Source organism: Priestia sp. FSL P4-0332 (genome assembly GCF_038005845.1).
In the GTDB taxonomy this organism is placed as follows: domain Bacteria; phylum Bacillota; class Bacilli; order Bacillales; family Bacillaceae_H; genus Priestia.
The window spans coordinates 40,001-58,021 of sequence record NZ_JBBOUA010000001.1 but is presented as its reverse complement, the minus strand read 5'-3'; the positions used below and the strand labels follow the sequence as shown (position 1 = coordinate 58,021).

At 37.5% G+C, this 18,021-nt stretch carries 22 protein-coding genes and 2 rRNA genes (1 of these 24 running past the window's edge); 1 reads left to right on the top strand and 23 read right to left on the bottom strand.

All coding sequences use genetic code 11. The features are described 5' to 3' along the window. Positions 1-194 precede the first annotated feature (194 nt). The 11 genes from spoVG to metG form a co-directional block, all read right to left on the bottom strand. Positions 195-485, bottom strand: coding sequence for a septation regulator SpoVG (spoVG, locus tag MKY06_RS00340; RefSeq protein WP_013054864.1), 291 nt, complete (start codon positions 483-485; stop codon positions 195-197). Positions 486-640: 155 nt separating this feature from the next. After that, positions 641-1,018 carry a RidA family protein gene (locus tag MKY06_RS00335; protein ID WP_013054863.1) on the bottom strand — a complete coding sequence of 126 codons (378 nt, stop codon included), beginning with the start codon at positions 1,016-1,018 and terminating at the stop codon, positions 641-643. 21 nt (positions 1,019-1,039) lie between these two features. Further along, positions 1,040-1,861, bottom strand: a complete 822-nt coding sequence (purR, locus tag MKY06_RS00330; protein ID WP_013054862.1) for a pur operon repressor — start codon at positions 1,859-1,861, stop codon at positions 1,040-1,042. Positions 1,862-1,917: 56 nt separating this feature from the next. After that, positions 1,918-2,787, bottom strand: a complete 870-nt coding sequence (gene ispE / locus MKY06_RS00325) for a 4-(cytidine 5'-diphospho)-2-C-methyl-D-erythritol kinase (protein ID WP_013054861.1) — start codon at positions 2,785-2,787, stop codon at positions 1,918-1,920. A 198-nt stretch (positions 2,788-2,985) separates the two neighbouring features. Next, on the bottom strand, positions 2,986-3,156 hold the full coding sequence (locus MKY06_RS00320; protein WP_013054860.1) for a small, acid-soluble spore protein, alpha/beta type: 171 nt from the start codon (positions 3,154-3,156) through the stop codon (positions 2,986-2,988). A 194-nt stretch (positions 3,157-3,350) separates the two neighbouring features. Further along, positions 3,351-3,584, bottom strand: a complete 234-nt coding sequence (veg, locus tag MKY06_RS00315; protein WP_013054859.1) for a biofilm formation stimulator Veg — start codon at positions 3,582-3,584, stop codon at positions 3,351-3,353. A 273-nt stretch (positions 3,585-3,857) separates the two neighbouring features. Continuing rightward, positions 3,858-4,730, bottom strand: a complete 873-nt coding sequence (gene yabG, locus MKY06_RS00310; RefSeq protein ID WP_025601509.1) for a sporulation peptidase YabG — start codon at positions 4,728-4,730, stop codon at positions 3,858-3,860. A gap of 77 nt (positions 4,731-4,807) precedes the next feature. Continuing rightward, positions 4,808-5,686 carry a 16S rRNA (adenine(1518)-N(6)/adenine(1519)-N(6))-dimethyltransferase RsmA gene (gene rsmA, locus MKY06_RS00305; RefSeq protein WP_340960161.1) on the bottom strand — a complete coding sequence of 293 codons (879 nt, stop codon included), beginning with the start codon at positions 5,684-5,686 and terminating at the stop codon, positions 4,808-4,810. Beyond that, a complete protein-coding gene (gene rnmV / locus MKY06_RS00300; RefSeq protein ID WP_013054855.1) occupies positions 5,680-6,243 on the bottom strand; it encodes a ribonuclease M5 in 564 nt (187 codons plus the stop codon). Before rnmV ends, rsmA begins: the two co-directional genes overlap by 7 nt. Positions 6,244-6,466: 223 nt before the next feature. Next, entirely contained in the window at positions 6,467-7,237 is a 771-nt protein-coding gene (locus MKY06_RS00295; RefSeq protein WP_025601512.1) for a TatD family hydrolase, read from the bottom strand. A gap of 71 nt (positions 7,238-7,308) precedes the next feature. Then, the gene (gene metG / locus MKY06_RS00290) at positions 7,309-9,291 is read right to left on the bottom strand and encodes a methionine--tRNA ligase (RefSeq protein WP_025601514.1); all 1,983 of its coding nucleotides are present in this window, start codon (positions 9,289-9,291) and stop codon (positions 7,309-7,311) included. Between the two features lie 565 nt (positions 9,292-9,856). Between metG and MKY06_RS00285 the strand changes: the two genes are divergently transcribed. Continuing rightward, complete coding sequence (locus MKY06_RS00285) at positions 9,857-10,147, top strand: AbrB/MazE/SpoVT family DNA-binding domain-containing protein (RefSeq protein WP_170836841.1); 291 nt, start codon at positions 9,857-9,859, stop codon at positions 10,145-10,147. A 32-nt stretch (positions 10,148-10,179) separates the two neighbouring features. On the opposite strand, the gene rsmI is transcribed toward MKY06_RS00285, so the two are convergent. The 12 genes from rsmI to MKY06_RS00225 form a co-directional block, all read right to left on the bottom strand. Continuing rightward, positions 10,180-11,052 carry a 16S rRNA (cytidine(1402)-2'-O)-methyltransferase gene (rsmI, locus tag MKY06_RS00280; RefSeq protein ID WP_025601516.1) on the bottom strand — a complete coding sequence of 291 codons (873 nt, stop codon included), beginning with the start codon at positions 11,050-11,052 and terminating at the stop codon, positions 10,180-10,182. Then, complete coding sequence (locus MKY06_RS00275; RefSeq protein ID WP_013054850.1) at positions 11,030-11,317, bottom strand: GIY-YIG nuclease family protein; 288 nt, start codon at positions 11,315-11,317, stop codon at positions 11,030-11,032. The genes rsmI and MKY06_RS00275 overlap by 23 nt, the downstream gene beginning before the upstream one ends. Continuing rightward, positions 11,304-12,050, bottom strand: coding sequence for a tRNA1(Val) (adenine(37)-N6)-methyltransferase (locus MKY06_RS00270; protein ID WP_013054849.1), 747 nt, complete (start codon positions 12,048-12,050; stop codon positions 11,304-11,306). Before MKY06_RS00270 ends, MKY06_RS00275 begins: the two co-directional genes overlap by 14 nt. 78 nt (positions 12,051-12,128) lie before the next feature. Beyond that, positions 12,129-12,494, bottom strand: a complete 366-nt coding sequence (gene yabA / locus MKY06_RS00265) for a DNA replication initiation control protein YabA (protein ID WP_013054848.1) — start codon at positions 12,492-12,494, stop codon at positions 12,129-12,131. Between the two features lie 14 nt (positions 12,495-12,508). After that, on the bottom strand, positions 12,509-13,336 hold the full coding sequence (locus MKY06_RS00260) for a PSP1 domain-containing protein (RefSeq protein ID WP_013054847.1): 828 nt from the start codon (positions 13,334-13,336) through the stop codon (positions 12,509-12,511). Positions 13,337-13,340: 4 nt separating this feature from the next. Beyond that, the gene (holB, locus tag MKY06_RS00255) at positions 13,341-14,333 is read right to left on the bottom strand and encodes a DNA polymerase III subunit delta' (protein ID WP_013054846.1); all 993 of its coding nucleotides are present in this window, start codon (positions 14,331-14,333) and stop codon (positions 13,341-13,343) included. 33 nt (positions 14,334-14,366) lie between these two features. Then, complete coding sequence (locus tag MKY06_RS00250; RefSeq protein WP_013054845.1) at positions 14,367-14,696, bottom strand: cyclic-di-AMP receptor; 330 nt, start codon at positions 14,694-14,696, stop codon at positions 14,367-14,369. A 63-nt stretch (positions 14,697-14,759) separates the two neighbouring features. Beyond that, on the bottom strand, positions 14,760-15,386 hold the full coding sequence (tmk, locus tag MKY06_RS00245) for a dTMP kinase (protein ID WP_013054844.1): 627 nt from the start codon (positions 15,384-15,386) through the stop codon (positions 14,760-14,762). 16 nt (positions 15,387-15,402) lie between these two features. Further along, on the bottom strand, positions 15,403-16,827 hold the full coding sequence (locus MKY06_RS00240) for an aminotransferase class I/II-fold pyridoxal phosphate-dependent enzyme (protein ID WP_025601520.1): 1,425 nt from the start codon (positions 16,825-16,827) through the stop codon (positions 15,403-15,405). 158 nt (positions 16,828-16,985) lie between these two features. Next, the gene (locus tag MKY06_RS00235) at positions 16,986-17,168 is read right to left on the bottom strand and encodes a sigma factor G inhibitor Gin (RefSeq protein WP_013054842.1); all 183 of its coding nucleotides are present in this window, start codon (positions 17,166-17,168) and stop codon (positions 16,986-16,988) included. Positions 17,169-17,307: 139 nt separating this feature from the next. Next, positions 17,308-17,423, bottom strand: a 5S ribosomal RNA gene (gene rrf, locus MKY06_RS00230). A gap of 63 nt (positions 17,424-17,486) precedes the next feature. Continuing rightward, positions 17,487-18,021, bottom strand: a 23S ribosomal RNA gene (locus MKY06_RS00225); it runs 2,401 nt beyond the window's last position.

Sequence of the window (18,021 nt, the reverse complement as noted above, 5' to 3'; positions counted from 1 at the left end):
AACAGGCCTCCAATTTTACCTTTTTATCCATTAAGAATATTATATCAAAAATGACAGCATTTCAAGGAATCATTTATAAGTCATGAATTTTATTTTTTGGTAATGCTAAAGTTTTACAAAGGTGTGAAATTATATAAGTGGTAATCAAAAAGAAAAGAGTCTACTTTTCAGTAGACTCTTAATGTATCATATGTTTACGAAGCACCCGCTTCTTCAAATTCAACTTCTACCTCACCTAAACGATGATATTCTGCTAAAACAGCATCTTGAATCTTTCCGCGAGTATTTGAATTGATTGGATGTGCAATATCACGGAACTCACCATCCGGTGTACGTTTACTTGGCATGGCTACAAATAAGCCATTATTACCATCAATCACACGAATATCATGAACAACAAATTCACCATCTAATGTGATTGAAGCAATCGCTCTCATACGTCCTTCAGTGTTCACGCGGCGTAATCTTACGTCAGTTACTTCCATCTTGTTCACCACCTTTTTCTATGCGAAGCTTTACATACTTAATTCCACAGAATTTTGTGTTTTCCTGCTATTCAGAAAAAATTTTTAGAAAATTTTCGCAAAAAAAGTGAACAATTGGAAGTTACTTGCTTTTTGTTAGAAATTTGTTAATTTAATTACCCTTTAACGAGCGCAATAACTTCGATTTCAACAAGTACATCTTTAGGTAGTCTCGCTACCTCTACACATGAACGTGCCGGCTTATGGTCGCCAAAGTAGTCGCCATAGACTTCATTTAACGCTGCGAAGTCGTTCATATCTTTAATGAACACGGTTGCCTTTACAACTGTATTTAGAGAAGCTCCAGCTTCTTCAAGAACTGCTTTTAGATTTTCAAATACTTGAGTAGCTTGTACTTGAACATCTCCTTCGACCAACGTACCATCTGGACGAAGTGGAATTTGACCTGAACTGTAAAACAAGTTATTCACAACAATTCCCTGTGAATATGGACCAATAGCTTGCGGTGCATTTTTTGTTTGAACCTGTAACATATGTTCCTCTCCCTTACTTGATCAAATATATTTTAAGTAATTGCCTTCTTGTACACGAATTTGTTTATCTTTGATATTTACATCTGTTAATTGTACAAGGGACACATACTCATCCACTAAACGTTCTTCAATATCTTCTGATTCTACTAAAACTCCAATACCAGCAACAGTTGCATCGAACTCTTCAAGCAAGCTAACCATTCCATTTACAGTACCGCCAGCTTTCATGAAATCATCAATGATGAGTACATTTGACCCCACCGCTAAACTTCTTTTAGCTAACAGCATCGTTTGAATGCGCTTAGATGAACCCGACACGTAGTTAATACTAACGGTCGATCCTTCAGTTACTTTACTGTCTCTGCGCACAATAACAACGGGCACGTCTAAATACTGAGCAACCGCATACGCAATAGGAATACCTTTTGTTGCTACAGTCATCACCACATCGATTTTGCGGTTAGCAAAAAGCGATGCATACAAGCGACCGATTTTATTCACAACGCGGGGGTTCCCTAAAATATCAGTTAAATATAAATATCCACCTGGCAGTAAACGCTCAGGTTTTTCAATCAACCCACATAATTCTTGAACAAGCTGACCGGCTTCTTCATTCGTCATCTTTGGAATGAATTTAACTCCGCCGGCAGCCCCTGGTAGCGTAACCAAAGTTCCGATACCCTGCTGTTCAAAAGTTTGTTTAATAATCGCCATATCTTCGCTAATAGATGATTTTGCGGAATCATATTTATCTGCAAAATACGTAAGAGGGATAAGGCGCTGAGGGTTTTGAATGAAATAGTTGGTCATATCAATTAATCGTCCACTACGTCGAAACTTCATAACATCCTCCTGAAAATCCGAATATTTTAATGTAAATATAACATTAACATACGGATTTATTCAAGCGTTATTCGTTCACCTAGTAGCCTAACTGCATAAACTTTATCACAAAAGCCACGTAATCCATTATAAATGCGATGCATACGTGAATCATGCTGTACAAGTCCAAATACAGTTGGCCCACTGCCGCTCATGAGCACAGCATCGGCGCCAAAACGCTTTATTTGTTCTTTAATGAGAGCTACTTCCGGATGCATTTTCAGCGTTACTGCTTCCAATACATTTCCTACAAGGCTACACATTTGATCATAATTTCCTGATTGTATGGCGTGAACCATCTCATCTACTTTAGGATGATCCATCTCTTCAATTTTTAAGTTTCGATATACATCTGCTGTAGAAACACCTATTTCAGGCTTAGCCAAAATCACCCAGCAGCTTGGAGGTGCCTCAATATGCTCTACAATCTCTCCGCGCCCTGTAGCAAGAGCTGTCCCTCCGTACACGCAAAAAGATACGTCAGAGCCAATCTCAGCCCCTATTTCTGCAAGTGTGTCTAATGATAACCCTAATTCCCATAACGTATTTAAACCGCGTAATGTAGCAGCCGCGTCACTGCTGCCTCCAGCTAATCCAGCAGCTACTGGAATATGTTTATCAATTAATATATTTACACCTTTTGAAATGTTATAACGTCGCTTCAAAATCTGCGCTGCCTGATAAGCGAGATTTCGCTGGTCATCTGGAACAAAGCGATTATGAGAATAGATAACAATTCGTCCATCTTCACGGTCAGAAAGTTCAATTCTGTCCGCTAAATCAATTGTTGTCATAATCATCTTAACTTCATGGTAACCATCTGGACGTTTATGTAACACATCAAGTGACAAATTTATTTTAGCCGGTGCTTTCACCATTAATTTCAACTTACTTCACCTACTTCATCTTATCGAGTTTAACGCTATTTTATCATAAAATGAACAAGATATAGCTGTTCATTTAAACATCTTTGTTTAATCCTCTGTTTTATCTTTCATTTTGGGACAAAAAAACCGAAGCGGTTATACACTTCGGTTTTCCTCATTTCACTTTAAATAGTCGTATAAGCATTGATTTTCACTATGCTATTGCTTTAGCTGCTGCTGTGCAAGCTCTACAGCTCGCTTCACCATATTGCCTGCGTCTTTTGCCCGAATAGCGCCCCAGCCTTCTGCTTGTACAGTATCGTAAAAACCAAGTTCTTTAGCCAGTTCTTCTTTCAGCTTCGATGACATAATCCCTCTACGCCTTGACATTGCACATGGCTCCTTTACGTATAAAATGAAATTTCAACCTGAATCTCCTCGCTCTTTTACATAAGAAACGCGAGGACGATATGTATAGTATGTATAAAAAATAATGCATATATAATTTGAAAAAAAGACCAATAAAAAAGCAGTAAACCAATGTCCACTGCTCATCACCACTTGCTATATTGCCTATGTCATTCTTAGAAAAATTTTAGTTGCACTGTTTCCGTTAACACATCTGCGTAACTATACGAAACGCGCTCCAAAGAGTTTTCCTCTTGATCTAATTCAACGATAAAAACAGATGGGTACGTTTCTGTTAATACACCTGAACGTTCTACTGTTTTTCTACGACCACCGTTTGCTTTTAAAGTTAATCGTTGGCCTAGGTGCAAATCCAGCGCTTGCTTAATATCAGACAAAGTTTTCGCCATATTGGTCCACCTCACTATGTATAGTGTAACACATGTTAGAAAAATAGTCAAAAACATAAAATTATAACAATCTATCTCTAATTGTGTCAATAAATAATTTTCAACATGAATCTACATTTCGCTGTTAGTATGCTCGTTTTTCAACGAAATATGTATATCTTTAGCAAATATTGAAAATGATTTTGTATAATTAAGCGTATACTTTGGCTTCATACGAAAAAACAACTGGTTGCACATCATGCGTGTACATGCTGTAACCAGTTGTTTTTATTTCTACTCATCGCTTTCATAAGGCATGCCCGTGCGAAGCAGCCCTTTTGTTTCTACTCCTCCTAAACCTTTAGCACCCGTTAATGTATTACGTAAGACGTCCCATACATTAATACGATCCGTGAAAGGAGTAAAACTTAGTTTTGCTACTACATACACAGGGTCAAGCGCATGAATATTTACACGTGAAGGTGAACTAGCAAAGTTTGCTCCAGCTTGAATCAATAATTCAAAATGCGATTGACAGGCACCTGCAAAAATCACCAGCTGATCTAAATTACCAACTCTTTTTCTTGCTTCTTGGACTGTTTGAATATAGTGCTTGGAATGTCTATAAGCAAGGAGATCATCTTTATTTCCTTTTCCTTTGGAATAGGCATCATGGCCTGTCAGCACCAGAATATCGGGTCTTACATCCTCAATTAGCTTTCCAACTTTCTCCGGCATTTCTGACTCGACGCAATGAACACCATAAACAGGAACACCAATTTTTTCGTAAACCAACAAACATTTACGTAAATAATTAGGGTCTCCGTCTACGTGCAGGACCTTTCCTGGAATTTGAAATAAGCGATGTGAATGGCTGTATCCATTTGTCATGCTATATTCAGTTTTCTCTCGAACGAGCCGATAATCCTGTTGAATAAGCTCCAAAGATCTTTCTAAAAGTTCTTCTTCTTGTTTTTTTCTTTGATCCTGTTCTTTAGCATCCACAACCTCTAGATCTGTACAAGGAGCGTCGGCGATCAACCGAACGTCTTCCCCTATTAAAGTCGCATATTTCCCCGCTTCGCTGTCATTAATAGCTATAACACGAAAAAGCAAATCTCTTTGATAAGAAGGTCGTGTAACTATATCACCAATTTTGATGTTCATATGCTTCACTCCGTCTTTGCTACTTCAAAAATAAATTCTCTTCATAGCCTATGACTTCATGATAAAAATGTGATGATTTAGCGAAATGATTTTAAAAGTTGATCACTTAGCTTTCCAAATTCTTGAATAGATAAAGTTTCGCCTCTTCGTTTCGGATCAATTTCAGCAGTTGAAAGTGCTTGCTCAATGTCCGCTTTTTTCTGCTTACCATTTGGCAAGTTGTTCACTAGATTGTTTAAAATTGTTTTTCGACGCTGTCCAAAACTTGCTCGTACAACTTGGAAGAAGAATGCTTCATCTTGTACTTCTACCGCGGGCTTTGGTCTTCTCAACAATCGAATAACAGCTGAATCTACATTAGGCTGCGGATTAAACACTGTTTTAGGCACGATCATAACCGTCTCAACCTCTGTATAGTATTGAATCGCAATAGAAAGTGAACCGTACTCTTTTGTTCCCGGTTTAGCTGCTATACGGTCGGCAACTTCTTTTTGAAGCATAACGACGATTCCACGTACCGGAATTTGCTCTTCTAATAATTTCATCAAAATGGGTGTCGTCACGTAATACGGTAAATTCGCAACGACCATTAAATCTTCTATGTTTTCAAATTCTTGTTCGAGCGTCCCTTTTAAATCCGCTTTTAACACATCTTGATGAATAACTTTTGCATTTGAGTAAGGAGAAAGAGTATCAGCTAAAATCGGAAGCAAACGCTGATCGATTTCAAATGCCAGCACTTTTTTTGCGCGCTTTGCTAGCTGTTCAGTTAAGGCACCGATACCAGGTCCAATTTCAATAGCTCCCGTTTCTTCTGTTATTTCCGCATGATCAACAATACGATGTAAAATGTTCGTATCAATTAAAAAATTTTGTCCCAAACTCTTTTTAAATGTAAAACCGTATTTCTTTAAAATTTCCTTGGTTCGATTAGGCGTTGCAATATCTTTTAACACGATCCCTTTTCCTCCTTATTTATCTGCTCAACAGCTCTGATAAAGTCCTCTTTTGAAATTTGGAACATCTGTAATCGTTTATGGAGCTGCTTTCCGTTGGCATAACCAATTTTTAATAACTTCCCTATTCTTTCACGTCGAGACTTGGCTTTACTATCTCCTATCAAACGAGCTACGATTAAATCCTCTTGAGAAATCTCCATAGCTGCCCCCATCCACTCTTGCTTCACATCTTCTAGTGCTTTTTGAATAGATGCAATAGAAGCATGTTCAACTCCAATACCTTTGCCATTTTTAGGGCGAGCCTCTTCTTTATCTAAGAATGCATGTTTACATCCGGGAACACGTTCTGAAACAATATTTCGAATTCGCTGTCCTGGATAATCTGGATCTGTAAAAATAATCACGCCTCTTGTTTTTTGAGCTAATTTTACTTTCTCAATGGTTTCTTCATTTACAGCTGATCCATTTGTCTCGATGGTATCCGCATCCACTGCACGTTTAATCGCTACAGTGTCATCTCGGCCTTCTACTACAATAATTTCTTTAATCTTCATTGCTTCCTCCAAAACATTCAGTTTTGTTCATTTGCTTTTCAGTAAAAATGAAATGCTCGTTACGCACATCATTTTTCTTCTATGAAATCAACGTTTTATCTTATTATCAACTAAATTAAAAAACATCTACCTGTTATTTTAACTGAAAAAGGCAGAGGATAACATTCTCCTCTGCGCCTATCTTTACTTTAACACGAAAATGATTGTTATATGAGAAAAAGTTTTAATCATTAATGCCAAATAGCTTTTTGGCGTTAGCTGTTGTAATAGCAGCTAATTCTTCATACGTTATACCTTTTAACTCTGCAATTTGCTCTGCTACGTATGAAACATAACCAGGTTCATTGCGCTTGCCGCGGAATGGATGAGGAGTTAGATAAGGACAGTCTGTTTCAATTAATAGTTTATCTAAAGGAAGCTCTGTAGCAACTTCTTTTGGCTTTTTCGCATTTTTAAAAGTAACAGGTCCGCCAAAAGAAATATACATATTCATATCCATACACTGCTTCGCTACTTCAATACTGCCCGTGAAGCAATGCATAATCCCGCCTACTTCTTCTACGTGCTCTTCTTTTAAAATGGTTACCACGTCTTCCGTTGCATCACGATTATGAATAATGATAGGTAAATTCACTTTGCGAGCTAAGCGAATTTGACGGCGAAATACGTCTTTTTGAACTTCTTTAGGTGATTTATCCCAATGGTAGTCTAATCCCATTTCTCCTAAAGCAACAACTTTCGGATGCTGAGCTAACTCTTCAATCCAAGTTAAGTGCTCATCCGTCATATCAACTGCATCTACTGGATGCCATCCTACACTAGCATAGATAAAGTCATACGTTTCAGCTATTTGAATAGCCTTTTTGATGGTAGGTTCATCGAATCCAACAACTACCATGTTTTGAACACCTTTTTCTAACGCACGATTAATTACTTCTTGCAAATCATCTTCATACTGTTCTGCGTTTAAATGAACATGTGTATCAAATAACATCTAATCGATCCTTTCCATGAATAAAAGGGGGTCCTCGCATGTTACACGTGAAACACCCCTTTTACCTATACTTATTTTATCTTCGTGCCGTTTGCTAAGTTTTGATCTACGCTTGCTAGTGAAAGACCATTCTCATCTTCCCCCGCTAAAATCATTCCTTGTGATAGTTCACCGCGCAGTTTCACAGGTTTTAAGTTGGTTACACAAATTACTTTTCGACCTACTAATTCTTCAGGCTTATAAAACTTGGCAATACCTGATACAACCTGGCGTTTTTCATAGCCAAGATCAAGCTGCAGCTTTAATAGTTTATCTGCCTTTTTAACTGGTTCTACTTGCGTAACTTGCGCTACACGAAGCTCTACTTTCATGAAATCATCAATCATAATCTCTTCAGAAGGCTCTTCCTTCACAACAGGTTTTTCTTCCTTTGGAGCACTCCCTTGCATCTGCTCTTTAATAAACGCTACCTCTTCTTCTCGATCTAGACGAGGGAACATTGGCTCACCTTTTTCTACTTTTGTGCCTTCTTTAAGCATATTAAAACGCGTCGTGCTTTCCCACGTTTTTAATACATCTTCTTTTACACCAATCTGAGCAAAAATTTTCTCAGGCGTACGCGTTAAGAATGGCTGCAGTAATACCGCAATGTGACGAATTGATTCAGCTAGATGTGTCATAACGGAAGCAAGTTCTGCACGCTTATTCTCATCTTTTGCTAACGCCCAAGGCTGCGTTTCATCAATGTATTTATTCGTGCGGCTTACATATTGCCAGATAGAAGCAAGAGCCACTGAAAACTCCATATCTTCCATCGCTTCTTCATATTTATTCACTGTATCTTTTTGAGCTTGGACGATAAGTGCATCAAACTCTGTTACATTGCCTTCATAAGTCGGAATAACACCATCAAAATACTTATTAATCATCGCCACTGTACGATTAACTAGGTTGCCAAGATCATTTGCTAAGTCAAAGTTAATACGTTCAACAAACGCTTCTGGTGTGAATACACCGTCTGAACCGAATGGAACTTCACGAAGTAAGTAGTAACGAAGGGCATCTAATCCATAGCGGTCAATCAATGTCACTGGGTCTACTACATTCCCTTTTGACTTCGACATTTTTCCATCTTTCATTAATAACCAGCCGTGAGCAAATACTTTCTTAGGAAGTGGCAAATCAAGTGCCATCAACATGATTGGCCAATAAATAGTATGGAAACGTACGATTTCTTTTCCTACTAAATGTACGTTAGCCGGCCAATATTTTCGATAGTTTTCATCGTTCTCTGTATCATACCCAAGAGAGGTGATATAGTTAGAAAGCGCATCAATCCATACGTAAATAACGTGTTTTGGGTTACCTGGAACTTTTACCCCCCAATCAAACGTCGTGCGAGAAACAGCTAAGTCTTCAAGGCCAGGCTTAATAAAATTATTGATCATTTCGTTTTTACGGGACTCTGGTTGAATAAATGAAGGGTTTTCTTCATAAAAAGCTAGTAAACGATCTACGTATTTCCCCATTTTAAAGAAATAGGACTCTTCTCGAACGAGCTCTACAGGGTGTCCGCTATCCGGGCTTTTTCCGCCTACAACTTTTCCATTTTCAACGATTGGATCTACTAGCTGATGCTCTGTATAGTACGTCTCATCGGGAACTGAATACCAGCCTTCATATTCATCAAGATAAATATCACCTTGTTCTAAAAGGCGTGCGAAAATCTTTTCCACGATTTCTTTATGTCTTGGTTCCGTTGTACGGATAAAATCATCATACGAAATATCCATCTTATCCCACAGCTCTTTGATTCCAGATACAATATCATCTACGTATTGCTGAGGTGTCACGTTTTTCTCTTCTGCTTTTCGCTGAATTTTTTGACCATGTTCATCTGTACCTGTTAAATAACGTACATCAAACCCTCTCAAACGTTTATAACGAGCCATTGCATCTCCCGCTACCGTCGTGTATGCATGCCCTATATGTAATTTACCACTCGGATAATAAATCGGCGTAGTAATATAAAATGTATTATTTCCATCTGCCATGTTCATAACCTCCAACATTCCATTTCAACATTTTGATTTATATGTATGTAATCATATAAACCCTGTCTTCTTATTCTACTATCTATCATACTATTTTACATGATAATTTCAAAACATTCTCTTCCTATATACACGGGAATATGACTGATTCACTTCATTTTTAAATAATCGTTATTTTTCCAAAAAATAATCCTGTTAATTGTATCAGCTTCGCCCTATTTTTATATAAAATATACCCTCATTCAAAAAGTCACTTTGATGAAAACGACAAATAGGTCTAATTTTGTCGTTTTATGTCGAATTATATTTACCCTATCTTCAAAATAGTTAATATCAAGCTATTTAGACGATTAATCTTTTTTCCAATGAAACCCCTTGTCATTCCTTGACTGACGGTCACAATTAGCTTGTAAACAAGTCGAAAAAAAATTTTTTACCAGCTACATTTTTTTACATATAAAATGATTGACTAGTTTTGGAAACGCTGGTATTATGAAAGTACGTTGAAATTGTCGAATAATGACGAAAGTAATAACATAGAAAAATGATTACTGAGAGGAGAACGATTAACATGAAATCTACAGGTATTGTTCGTAAAGTTGATGAATTAGGACGCGTAGTAATTCCAATTGAATTACGTCGTACATTAGGAATTGCAGAGAAAGATGCTCTAGAAATCTATGTAGATGAAGAGCGCATCATCTTAAAAAAATACAAACCAAACATGACTTGCCAAGTAACAGGTGAAGTATCTGATGATAACATTCAACTTGCTAGCGGCAAATTAATTCTAAGCCGTGAAGGTGCAGAACAAATCATGAAAGAACTTCAAGATTCTTTACAAGCTTCTAAATAAAACGAAAAGCTGTCTATGATAGACAGCTTTTTTTAATGTACGTGATATTCACTATAAATGTCTCGCTTTGACACATCTCGGTCTTTTGCCACTTGCTTAATAGCTTCTTTGTTTGAAAGTCCTTCTTCTACATAGTGATCAACATGCTCGATAATGGTGAGCTGTTCCCACCATAGATGACTTTCATCTGGCGCTTCTTCATTTGTCCCTTCAAGAATTAAGCAGAATTCGCCTCTAATATCTGTGGCATTTGTCCATTCAATTGCTTCTAATACGCTTCCTCTTAAAAATTCTTCATAGCGTTTTGTTAACTCTCTACATAACACAATAGATCGGTTCCCTAAAATTTCTTCTATACTCTTTAGTGTTTCTTTTAATCGATGAGGGGCTTCATAAAATATCATGCTTTCCTTAATATACTGAAGCTCTTGAAGCTGTTCTTTACGCTGTTTTTTATTTCTGTTTAAAAATCCATAAAAATAAAACTGCCCTGTAGGTAGTCCCGAAGCAATTAAAGCTGTTAATGCTGCGTTAGGCCCCGGCAGCGGAACAACCGTATACCCTTTTTTAACGGCAGCTACCACTAACTCATAACCGGGATCTGAAATACAAGGCATGCCCGCGTCGCTTACTAAAGCAATATTTTTTTCACCGTCTAAGTCGCTTAACAGCTGTTCACTTTTTGTATGTTTATTATGTTCATGATAACTTGTAATAGGCGTATCGATCTCAAAGTGGTTACATAGTTTTTTCGTTTGTCTCGTATCTTCTGCGGCAATATAATCAACTTCTTTTAAAATTCGAATCGCACGAAATGTCATATCCTCTAAGTTTCCAATAGGAGTGGGAACTAAATATAAAACGCCTCGCTCATTTGATACATCATAACTTTTTTGTGATTTCATTCTGCTTTTCTTGCTCCCTTCGAATGTAAGCCTGTTTTTGCACTCTGCTTAACTGTTTGAACCAATATTCTTTTTGCATAGCTTCTGTTTTAGAAGTAAACACCTCATGCCAAATTAGTGAAACAGGCCTTCTTGCTCTCGTATATTTTGCCCCTTTTCCTTCATTATGGACAGAAATACGTTTTTGCAAATTATTCGTGTAACCAGCGTAATACGTACAGTCCTTGCATTCAACTACATAAAAATAATGATTATTTTGTTCCATATAAAATCCTTTTTAATTCGTCCGTGTATTCATCATTATCTTGGTAGACCACAAGCGGAGGAAGAATCTTTAAATCTGGACTTCCATCCTTCGTACCTTCAATTAAAAGTGTATTTGCTTCTTTCCCATCTTTAGGATAGACAAACTGAAGTCTCTTTGGCTCTAAACGGTACTGCCTCATTAACGTAACGATATCTAATAGTCTTCCTGGACGGTGAACTAATGCCACTTTTCCGCCTTGCTTCACTAGTTGACTGCTGGCTCTAATCACATCTTCCAACGAACAATGAATTTCGTGGCGAGCGATTGCAAAGTGTTCGTTTTCATTTATCTCTTCTTTATTGGATGTGGTGAAATAAGGAGGATTACATGTTACAACATCATATTTTCCATAACCCAGTTCTTGAGGCGCATTTTTTAAATCGCCATGTATCATTTTAATCTGTCCGTCCAGCTGATTATACGCAATACTTCTTTGCGCCATACTGTGTAGCCGCTCTTGAATTTCTACACCAATGATTTTTCCCTTTGTTCGTTTAGATAAAAACAGTGGGATTACACCGTTTCCTGAACATAAATCAACCAAGTTACCTTTACGAATTGGGACATAAGCAAAGTGAGATAAAAGCACAGCATCCAATGAAAAGGAAAAGACAGACGGACTTTGAATAATGCGCATCTCCTCATCGGCTAATAGATAATCTAAACGTTCATCTCCATATAACTCAACCATAGTCGTTCTTCTCCTTGTACATCTATTATTTATATCTTTTACTCATAAAAAGAACCTCTCCAAAAGGGAGAGGTGTTGTTACTTTTTATTTAAAAATGACAAGCAAAACAAACAGTCTCCATCTTTACGCACACTTCCATAATGAATGTTACAAATATGAAAACCCTCTTGGTAAAGGCGAGCCAAATTGTCATATCCTTCTCCGATATCAATTTGTTTTTGCTCTTTTGTTTGAGCGCTTGCTTTTGAATGTCTATTTTTCAGCTTCGTTTCGAAGTTTGTCTGGTCAAGGCGACGGCGCAAATGATCATTTTCTATTTGCAGGTGATGATTTTCTTCAATTAGCTCAGCAAGATGCTCTTTCAACTCACCTAACTGCTTATATAAATGACCAATTTGTTCCTCCATGTTTGTCACCGAATCAAAAATCTCTTTTTTATCCACCTTTGCCCACCTCGTTAATCTGTGGCTTGAAACGAAACAGCACCTTCATTATTGATCTCATCCAGAGTATACTCTAAAATTTGTTCGTGATCTGACAGTTCCACTTGAATAATTCTTTCCAAAATATTCAACCCCACTACACGTCCTGAACCATCTGAAGTTTTAATTGTTGAGCCTATATCAGGAAGCTGTTCTTTTGCCGTTTCATACTCATCATTTTCATATTTTAAACAACACATTAAACGTCCGCATAAACCAGAAATTTTCGTTGGATTAAGCGATAGGTTTTGGTCTTTGGCCATTTTAATAGAAACCGGCTCAAAATCACCTAAAAACGTTGAGCAACATAGCATACGTCCACAAGGACCTATCCCGCCCAACAGCTTTGCCTCGTCTCGTACACCGATTTGACGAAGCTCAATTCGCGTACGGAAAATAGCAGCTAAATCTTTAACTAACTCTCTAAAATCAATACGGCCGTCTGCTGTAAAATAAAAAATGACTTTATTACGATCAAACGTATATTCTACATCTACTAACTTCATATCTAAATCGTGTGATTGAATTTTTTGCACGCATACGTCATACGCTTCTCTAGCAGCTTGTTTATTTTCATCCACAATCAGCCTGTCTTTTTGTTCGGCAATGCGGATTACTTTTTTTAAAGGAAGTACGACATCATGTTCACTTACTTGCTTTTTATTAATAACCACTCTGCCAAATTCAACACCACGAACTGTTTCTACAATAACAAACTCACCATCTGGAATTGTAAGTTCTCCAGGGTCAAAATAATATATTTTTCCCGCTTTTTTAAAGCGAACGCCTACTACATCATACAAGCTTTTATCCCTCCTGCAAATCCAACACCAGCTGTTCCATTAATAACTGTAGATTCATATTTGAATTTAATTTATTTTTGGCCTTCAAGATAACCTCTAAGCGATAAATCGCTTTTTCCTGCGTTGTCTGAAGAGCTTGCTGTTTTAATTCTTCTATTTTATGACGATAGACGATTTTAGACTCTTGTCCAACTTGCAGCGTCAACAAATCACGATAAAGAAGCATCAATAAAGTTAAACCAATATGAGCTTGTTCTTTTTCTTTAAAATGTGTTACCCACTTTTCATGAATAAAAAGAAGAGCTTGTTGAGGTCTCGTTGTTAACACTTCATATAATTGTATCACTAACTTTATTGCAAGTCCAAACCATTCATCTTTACTTAATTCAATTGCTTCATCAATGCTGTTTGTTAAATTAGACAAGATGGACGCATCTACTGCCGAAAGGCCATTTTCTACTAGTTTTTCAGCTAACTGTTCTGGTGTAAGAGATCGAAATGATATTACTTGGCAACGTGAGATAATCGTATCTAATAAGCGCTGTATATTTTCTGTTAATAAAATTGCATAAGTTCCGTTGCCAGGCTCTTCTAAAAATTTCAGTAAACTATTTGCTGCGCTTACTGTCATTTTATCAACATGATTCACAATATATAACTTTTTATTAGATTCAACACCAGTTTTTGTGAATTCTGATTGCAAGAATTGAATTTGCTCTTTTTTAATCGATAGACCAGCTGGCTCAATCAAGTGAATATCTGGATGATTACCTGAATCAATTCGCCGGCAGTTACTGCACTCATGACATGGCCTATGATTAACTGGATTTTGGCAAAACAGCGCTTTAGCAAACAAAAAACTAATTTGTTTTTTACCTGTTCCTTTGCTTCCTTCAAATAAATAAGCATGAGCAACTCGCTCTTTAAGTAAGCTGTTTTGCAAAATCTTTAATACGTTCGGCTGAAGAGCTTCAAGCTGTTCCCATGTATTTCCCATTCAATCATCACTTTCTATTTAAAATCTTCTCTCTCAAAATTGATGAAATTGATCTACTGGTAGTACGAATACTGTAGCTCCGCCCACTTCAACTTCAACAGGATACGGAATGTATGAATCTGCATTACCGCCCATCGGTGCCACAGGAGAAATCATCTGTCTGCGGTTTTCACATTGGCCCTTAATAATATCAAGTACTTCATCTACTTTATGATCATCTGTACCAATCATAATTGTTGTATTCCCTGATTTTAAAAATCCGCCCGTACTTGATAATTTGGTTGAACGAAACCCTCTTTCTACAAGTGCATTTAAAAGCTTTGAGCTATCTGAATCTTGAATAACGGCCATTACTAATTTCATGAATAACACCTCATTTTACTTTTTTGTTAAGAATAGTATAGCAAGAATAACGATCATCTGTATTTATTTTAAAATCAATTTTATTTGTTTATAAGCTTCTTCACAGACTTTTTCAACGGATTGATTTGCATCAATTCTTCGAATACGCTCTGGAAATTCACTCAAAAGAGATAAATATCCATCTCGTACTTTGTAATGAAAGTCTAAGGATTCTAAATCTAATCGATTAATCTCATCTTTTCGACCATTATTAATTCTTTCTAACCCTACCTCAGGCTCAATATCAAAATATAAAGTGGCCTGTGGCATCGTTTGCTCAATAGCAAATTGATTGATAGCAAAAATATCTTCTACGCCTATACCCCGCGCATTTCCTTGATAAGCAAGTGAGCTATCAATAAAACGGTCACATAATACTATATTCCCTTTATTTAGCTCAGGAATCACTTTTTCCACAAGATGTTGTCTTCTAGCCGCAGCGTAAAGAAGTGCTTCGGTTCTGGCATCCATTTCCGTGTTAGATGGATTTAAGATGATTTCACGAATTTGTTCAGCAATTCGTATGCCTCCAGGCTCTCTTGTTAATACAATGGTATAGCCCTCTTGTATTAATTTTTGTTGAACCATATGGATGATGGTCGTCTTACCAGCACCCTCTGGCCCTTCGAATGTAATAAACGTTCCTGACATGTATAAATTCCTTTCTCTATTTAAATACTTCTATCTTTCCTTTTTCCATACAAGAGCCGCCTTGAATATGACCGTTTAACCTTTGAATATGCAAAATATAGTCAATATGATTGCTCGTAATCGTTTCTCCCTCCATTAAAATAGGAATTCCAGGAGGATATGGAATAACAGATTGTGCGCTTACACACCCAATCGCTTCTTCAAACGAACACATATGCTTTGATCTTAGTTTTCTTTCTTCCATAGACAGGAGAACGGTTGCTCTTGAAAAACGAAATGGTTTGATTAGTGGTTTTTCATATGACTTACGCTGTATATTCTCTACTGCTTGTCTAACCCGCTTAATTGTATCATTAAAATCCCAACTGCTGCTTAACGGTAGAACAAACAATACATAGTTAACGTCAGCTAGTTCTGTATAAATATTTTGCTTTTCCAGTTCCTTTTGCAAATGATATCCTGTTGCCGCCGAACAAGTCAACGTCATTTTCAAAAGGTCGGTAGCAGTTTGATCTGTTTCCACATCGATAGTTGAAAGTGTATCAATCTCATTAATTTTTTCAGCAAACGAATGAATATTGTCAGTCATTCTATCGATATCATGCTGTGTAAACTGCTGAAGATAATACCGTGCCAAATCGAGAGAAGCCATAATAGGGTATGAAGGACTGCTTGACTGCAGTACTTGTAGATAATGCCGCACGGCTTGCTTATTTACTAATGTTCCTTGCATATGTAAATAAGAACCCATTGTCATAGCTGGCAGCGTTTTATGTGCTGACTGAACGACAAGGTCGGCTCCATACGTAACAGCTGAAGAAGGAAAAGGATTGCCTAAAATAAAATGGGCTCCATGAGCTTCATCAATAATTATAGGAATATTGTAGCCATGAATAAAGTCAATGATCTCCTTTAAATCTCGCGCCACCCCGTAGTAAGTAGGATTTGTTAACACAAATGCTTTTATATCCTCAGAATGCTCTAAAGCCGCCTTAATTGTTTTAATGGATACACCTGTACTAAGATGTGTTTTTGAATCTATTTCAGGAGCTAAAAAAATAGGTGATGCCTTTGATAAAGCAATAGCATTAAAAATAGATTTATGAGAATCTCTTTGGACAGCAATTTTATCTCCTTCTTGACAAAGAGATAAAATTGCTGCGAGATTGCCTACAGTAGAACCATTAACTAAAAAAAAGCTTTCATCTACTCCATACAACTTTGCCGTTAACTCTTGTGCTTCTTTAATAACAGATTCTGCTTCATGTAAATCATCTAATCCGCTAATTTCTGTTAGATCGTATTGCAAAAAGTCTGCGTAAGAAGACTGAATATGTGAAGGTAGAATTTGACCATTTTTATGGCCGGGCACGTGATAAGAGAGTGACCTCTTTTCGCTGTGCCTTACTAAACAGTTATATAAAGGTAAATATGTATCCATACATCCATTCCTTACTTTTTGTAAATATAACATTGCTAACTTGATAAAAGAATATAATATGTAAGTATTTTTCCTATCAAAATTCATTTTTCTTTCATTATAACAAACTTAGATGATTTTTTTGAACCATATAAAGAAGCCCTTATAAAAAAGGGCTTTTAGTAAGAAAACGCTCCTGATATTCTCTTTAATTGATCTACTAACAATTGATAACGAAAATGAGATGAATCCACCTCTACAATCTCTACCTCGCAGTGTTGGCATATAAAGCTGGAAAACACCTCAATACCCTTTGTATGCTGTTCATGACAAACGGAACATGTTTTAATTTGTTTTTCCATTACTCTCCACCTCCACTAAATAAGTATCGACAAGATGCAACTTCTTTATGCAGTTCATTTAACCCATTTTATGTAGATAGCTTATACTCTGTGAATAATAAAAAAAGGACTAGCTAAAATAGCTAGTCCTTTTTCAGGTGCCTGGCAACGTCCTACTCTCACAGGGACAAAGTCCCAACTACCATTGGCGCTAAAGAGCTTAACTTCCGTGTTCGGTATGGGAACGGGTGTGACCTCTTCGCTATCGCCACCAGACAAGAGATTGCTCTCTCAAAACTAGATAACAGTTTGCTGAGTAAAGCTTACGCTTTTAAAGTTTTGGTTAAGTCCTCGATCGATTAGTATCAGTCAGCTACACATGTCGCCACGCTTCCACCTCTGACCTATCAACCTGATCATCTTTCAGGGATCTTACTAGCTTGCGCTATGGGAAATCTCATCTTGAGGGGGGCTTCATGCTTAGATGCTTTCAGCACTTATCCCGTCCACACATAGCTACCCAGCGATGCCTTTGGCAAGACAACTGGTACACCAGCGGTGTGTCCATCCCGGTCCTCTCGTACTAAGGACAGCTCCTCTCAAATTTCCTACGCCCACGACGGATAGGGACCGAACTGTCTCACGACGTTCTGAACCCAGCTCGCGTACCGCTTTAATGGGCGAACAGCCCAACCCTTGGGACCGACTACAGCCCCAGGATGCGATGAGCCGACATCGAGGTGCCAAACCTCCCCGTCGATGTGGACTCTTGGGGGAGATAAGCCTGTTATCCCCGGGGTAGCTTTTATCCGTTGAGCGATGGCCCTTCCATGCGGAACCACCGGATCACTAAGCCCGACTTTCGTCCCTGCTC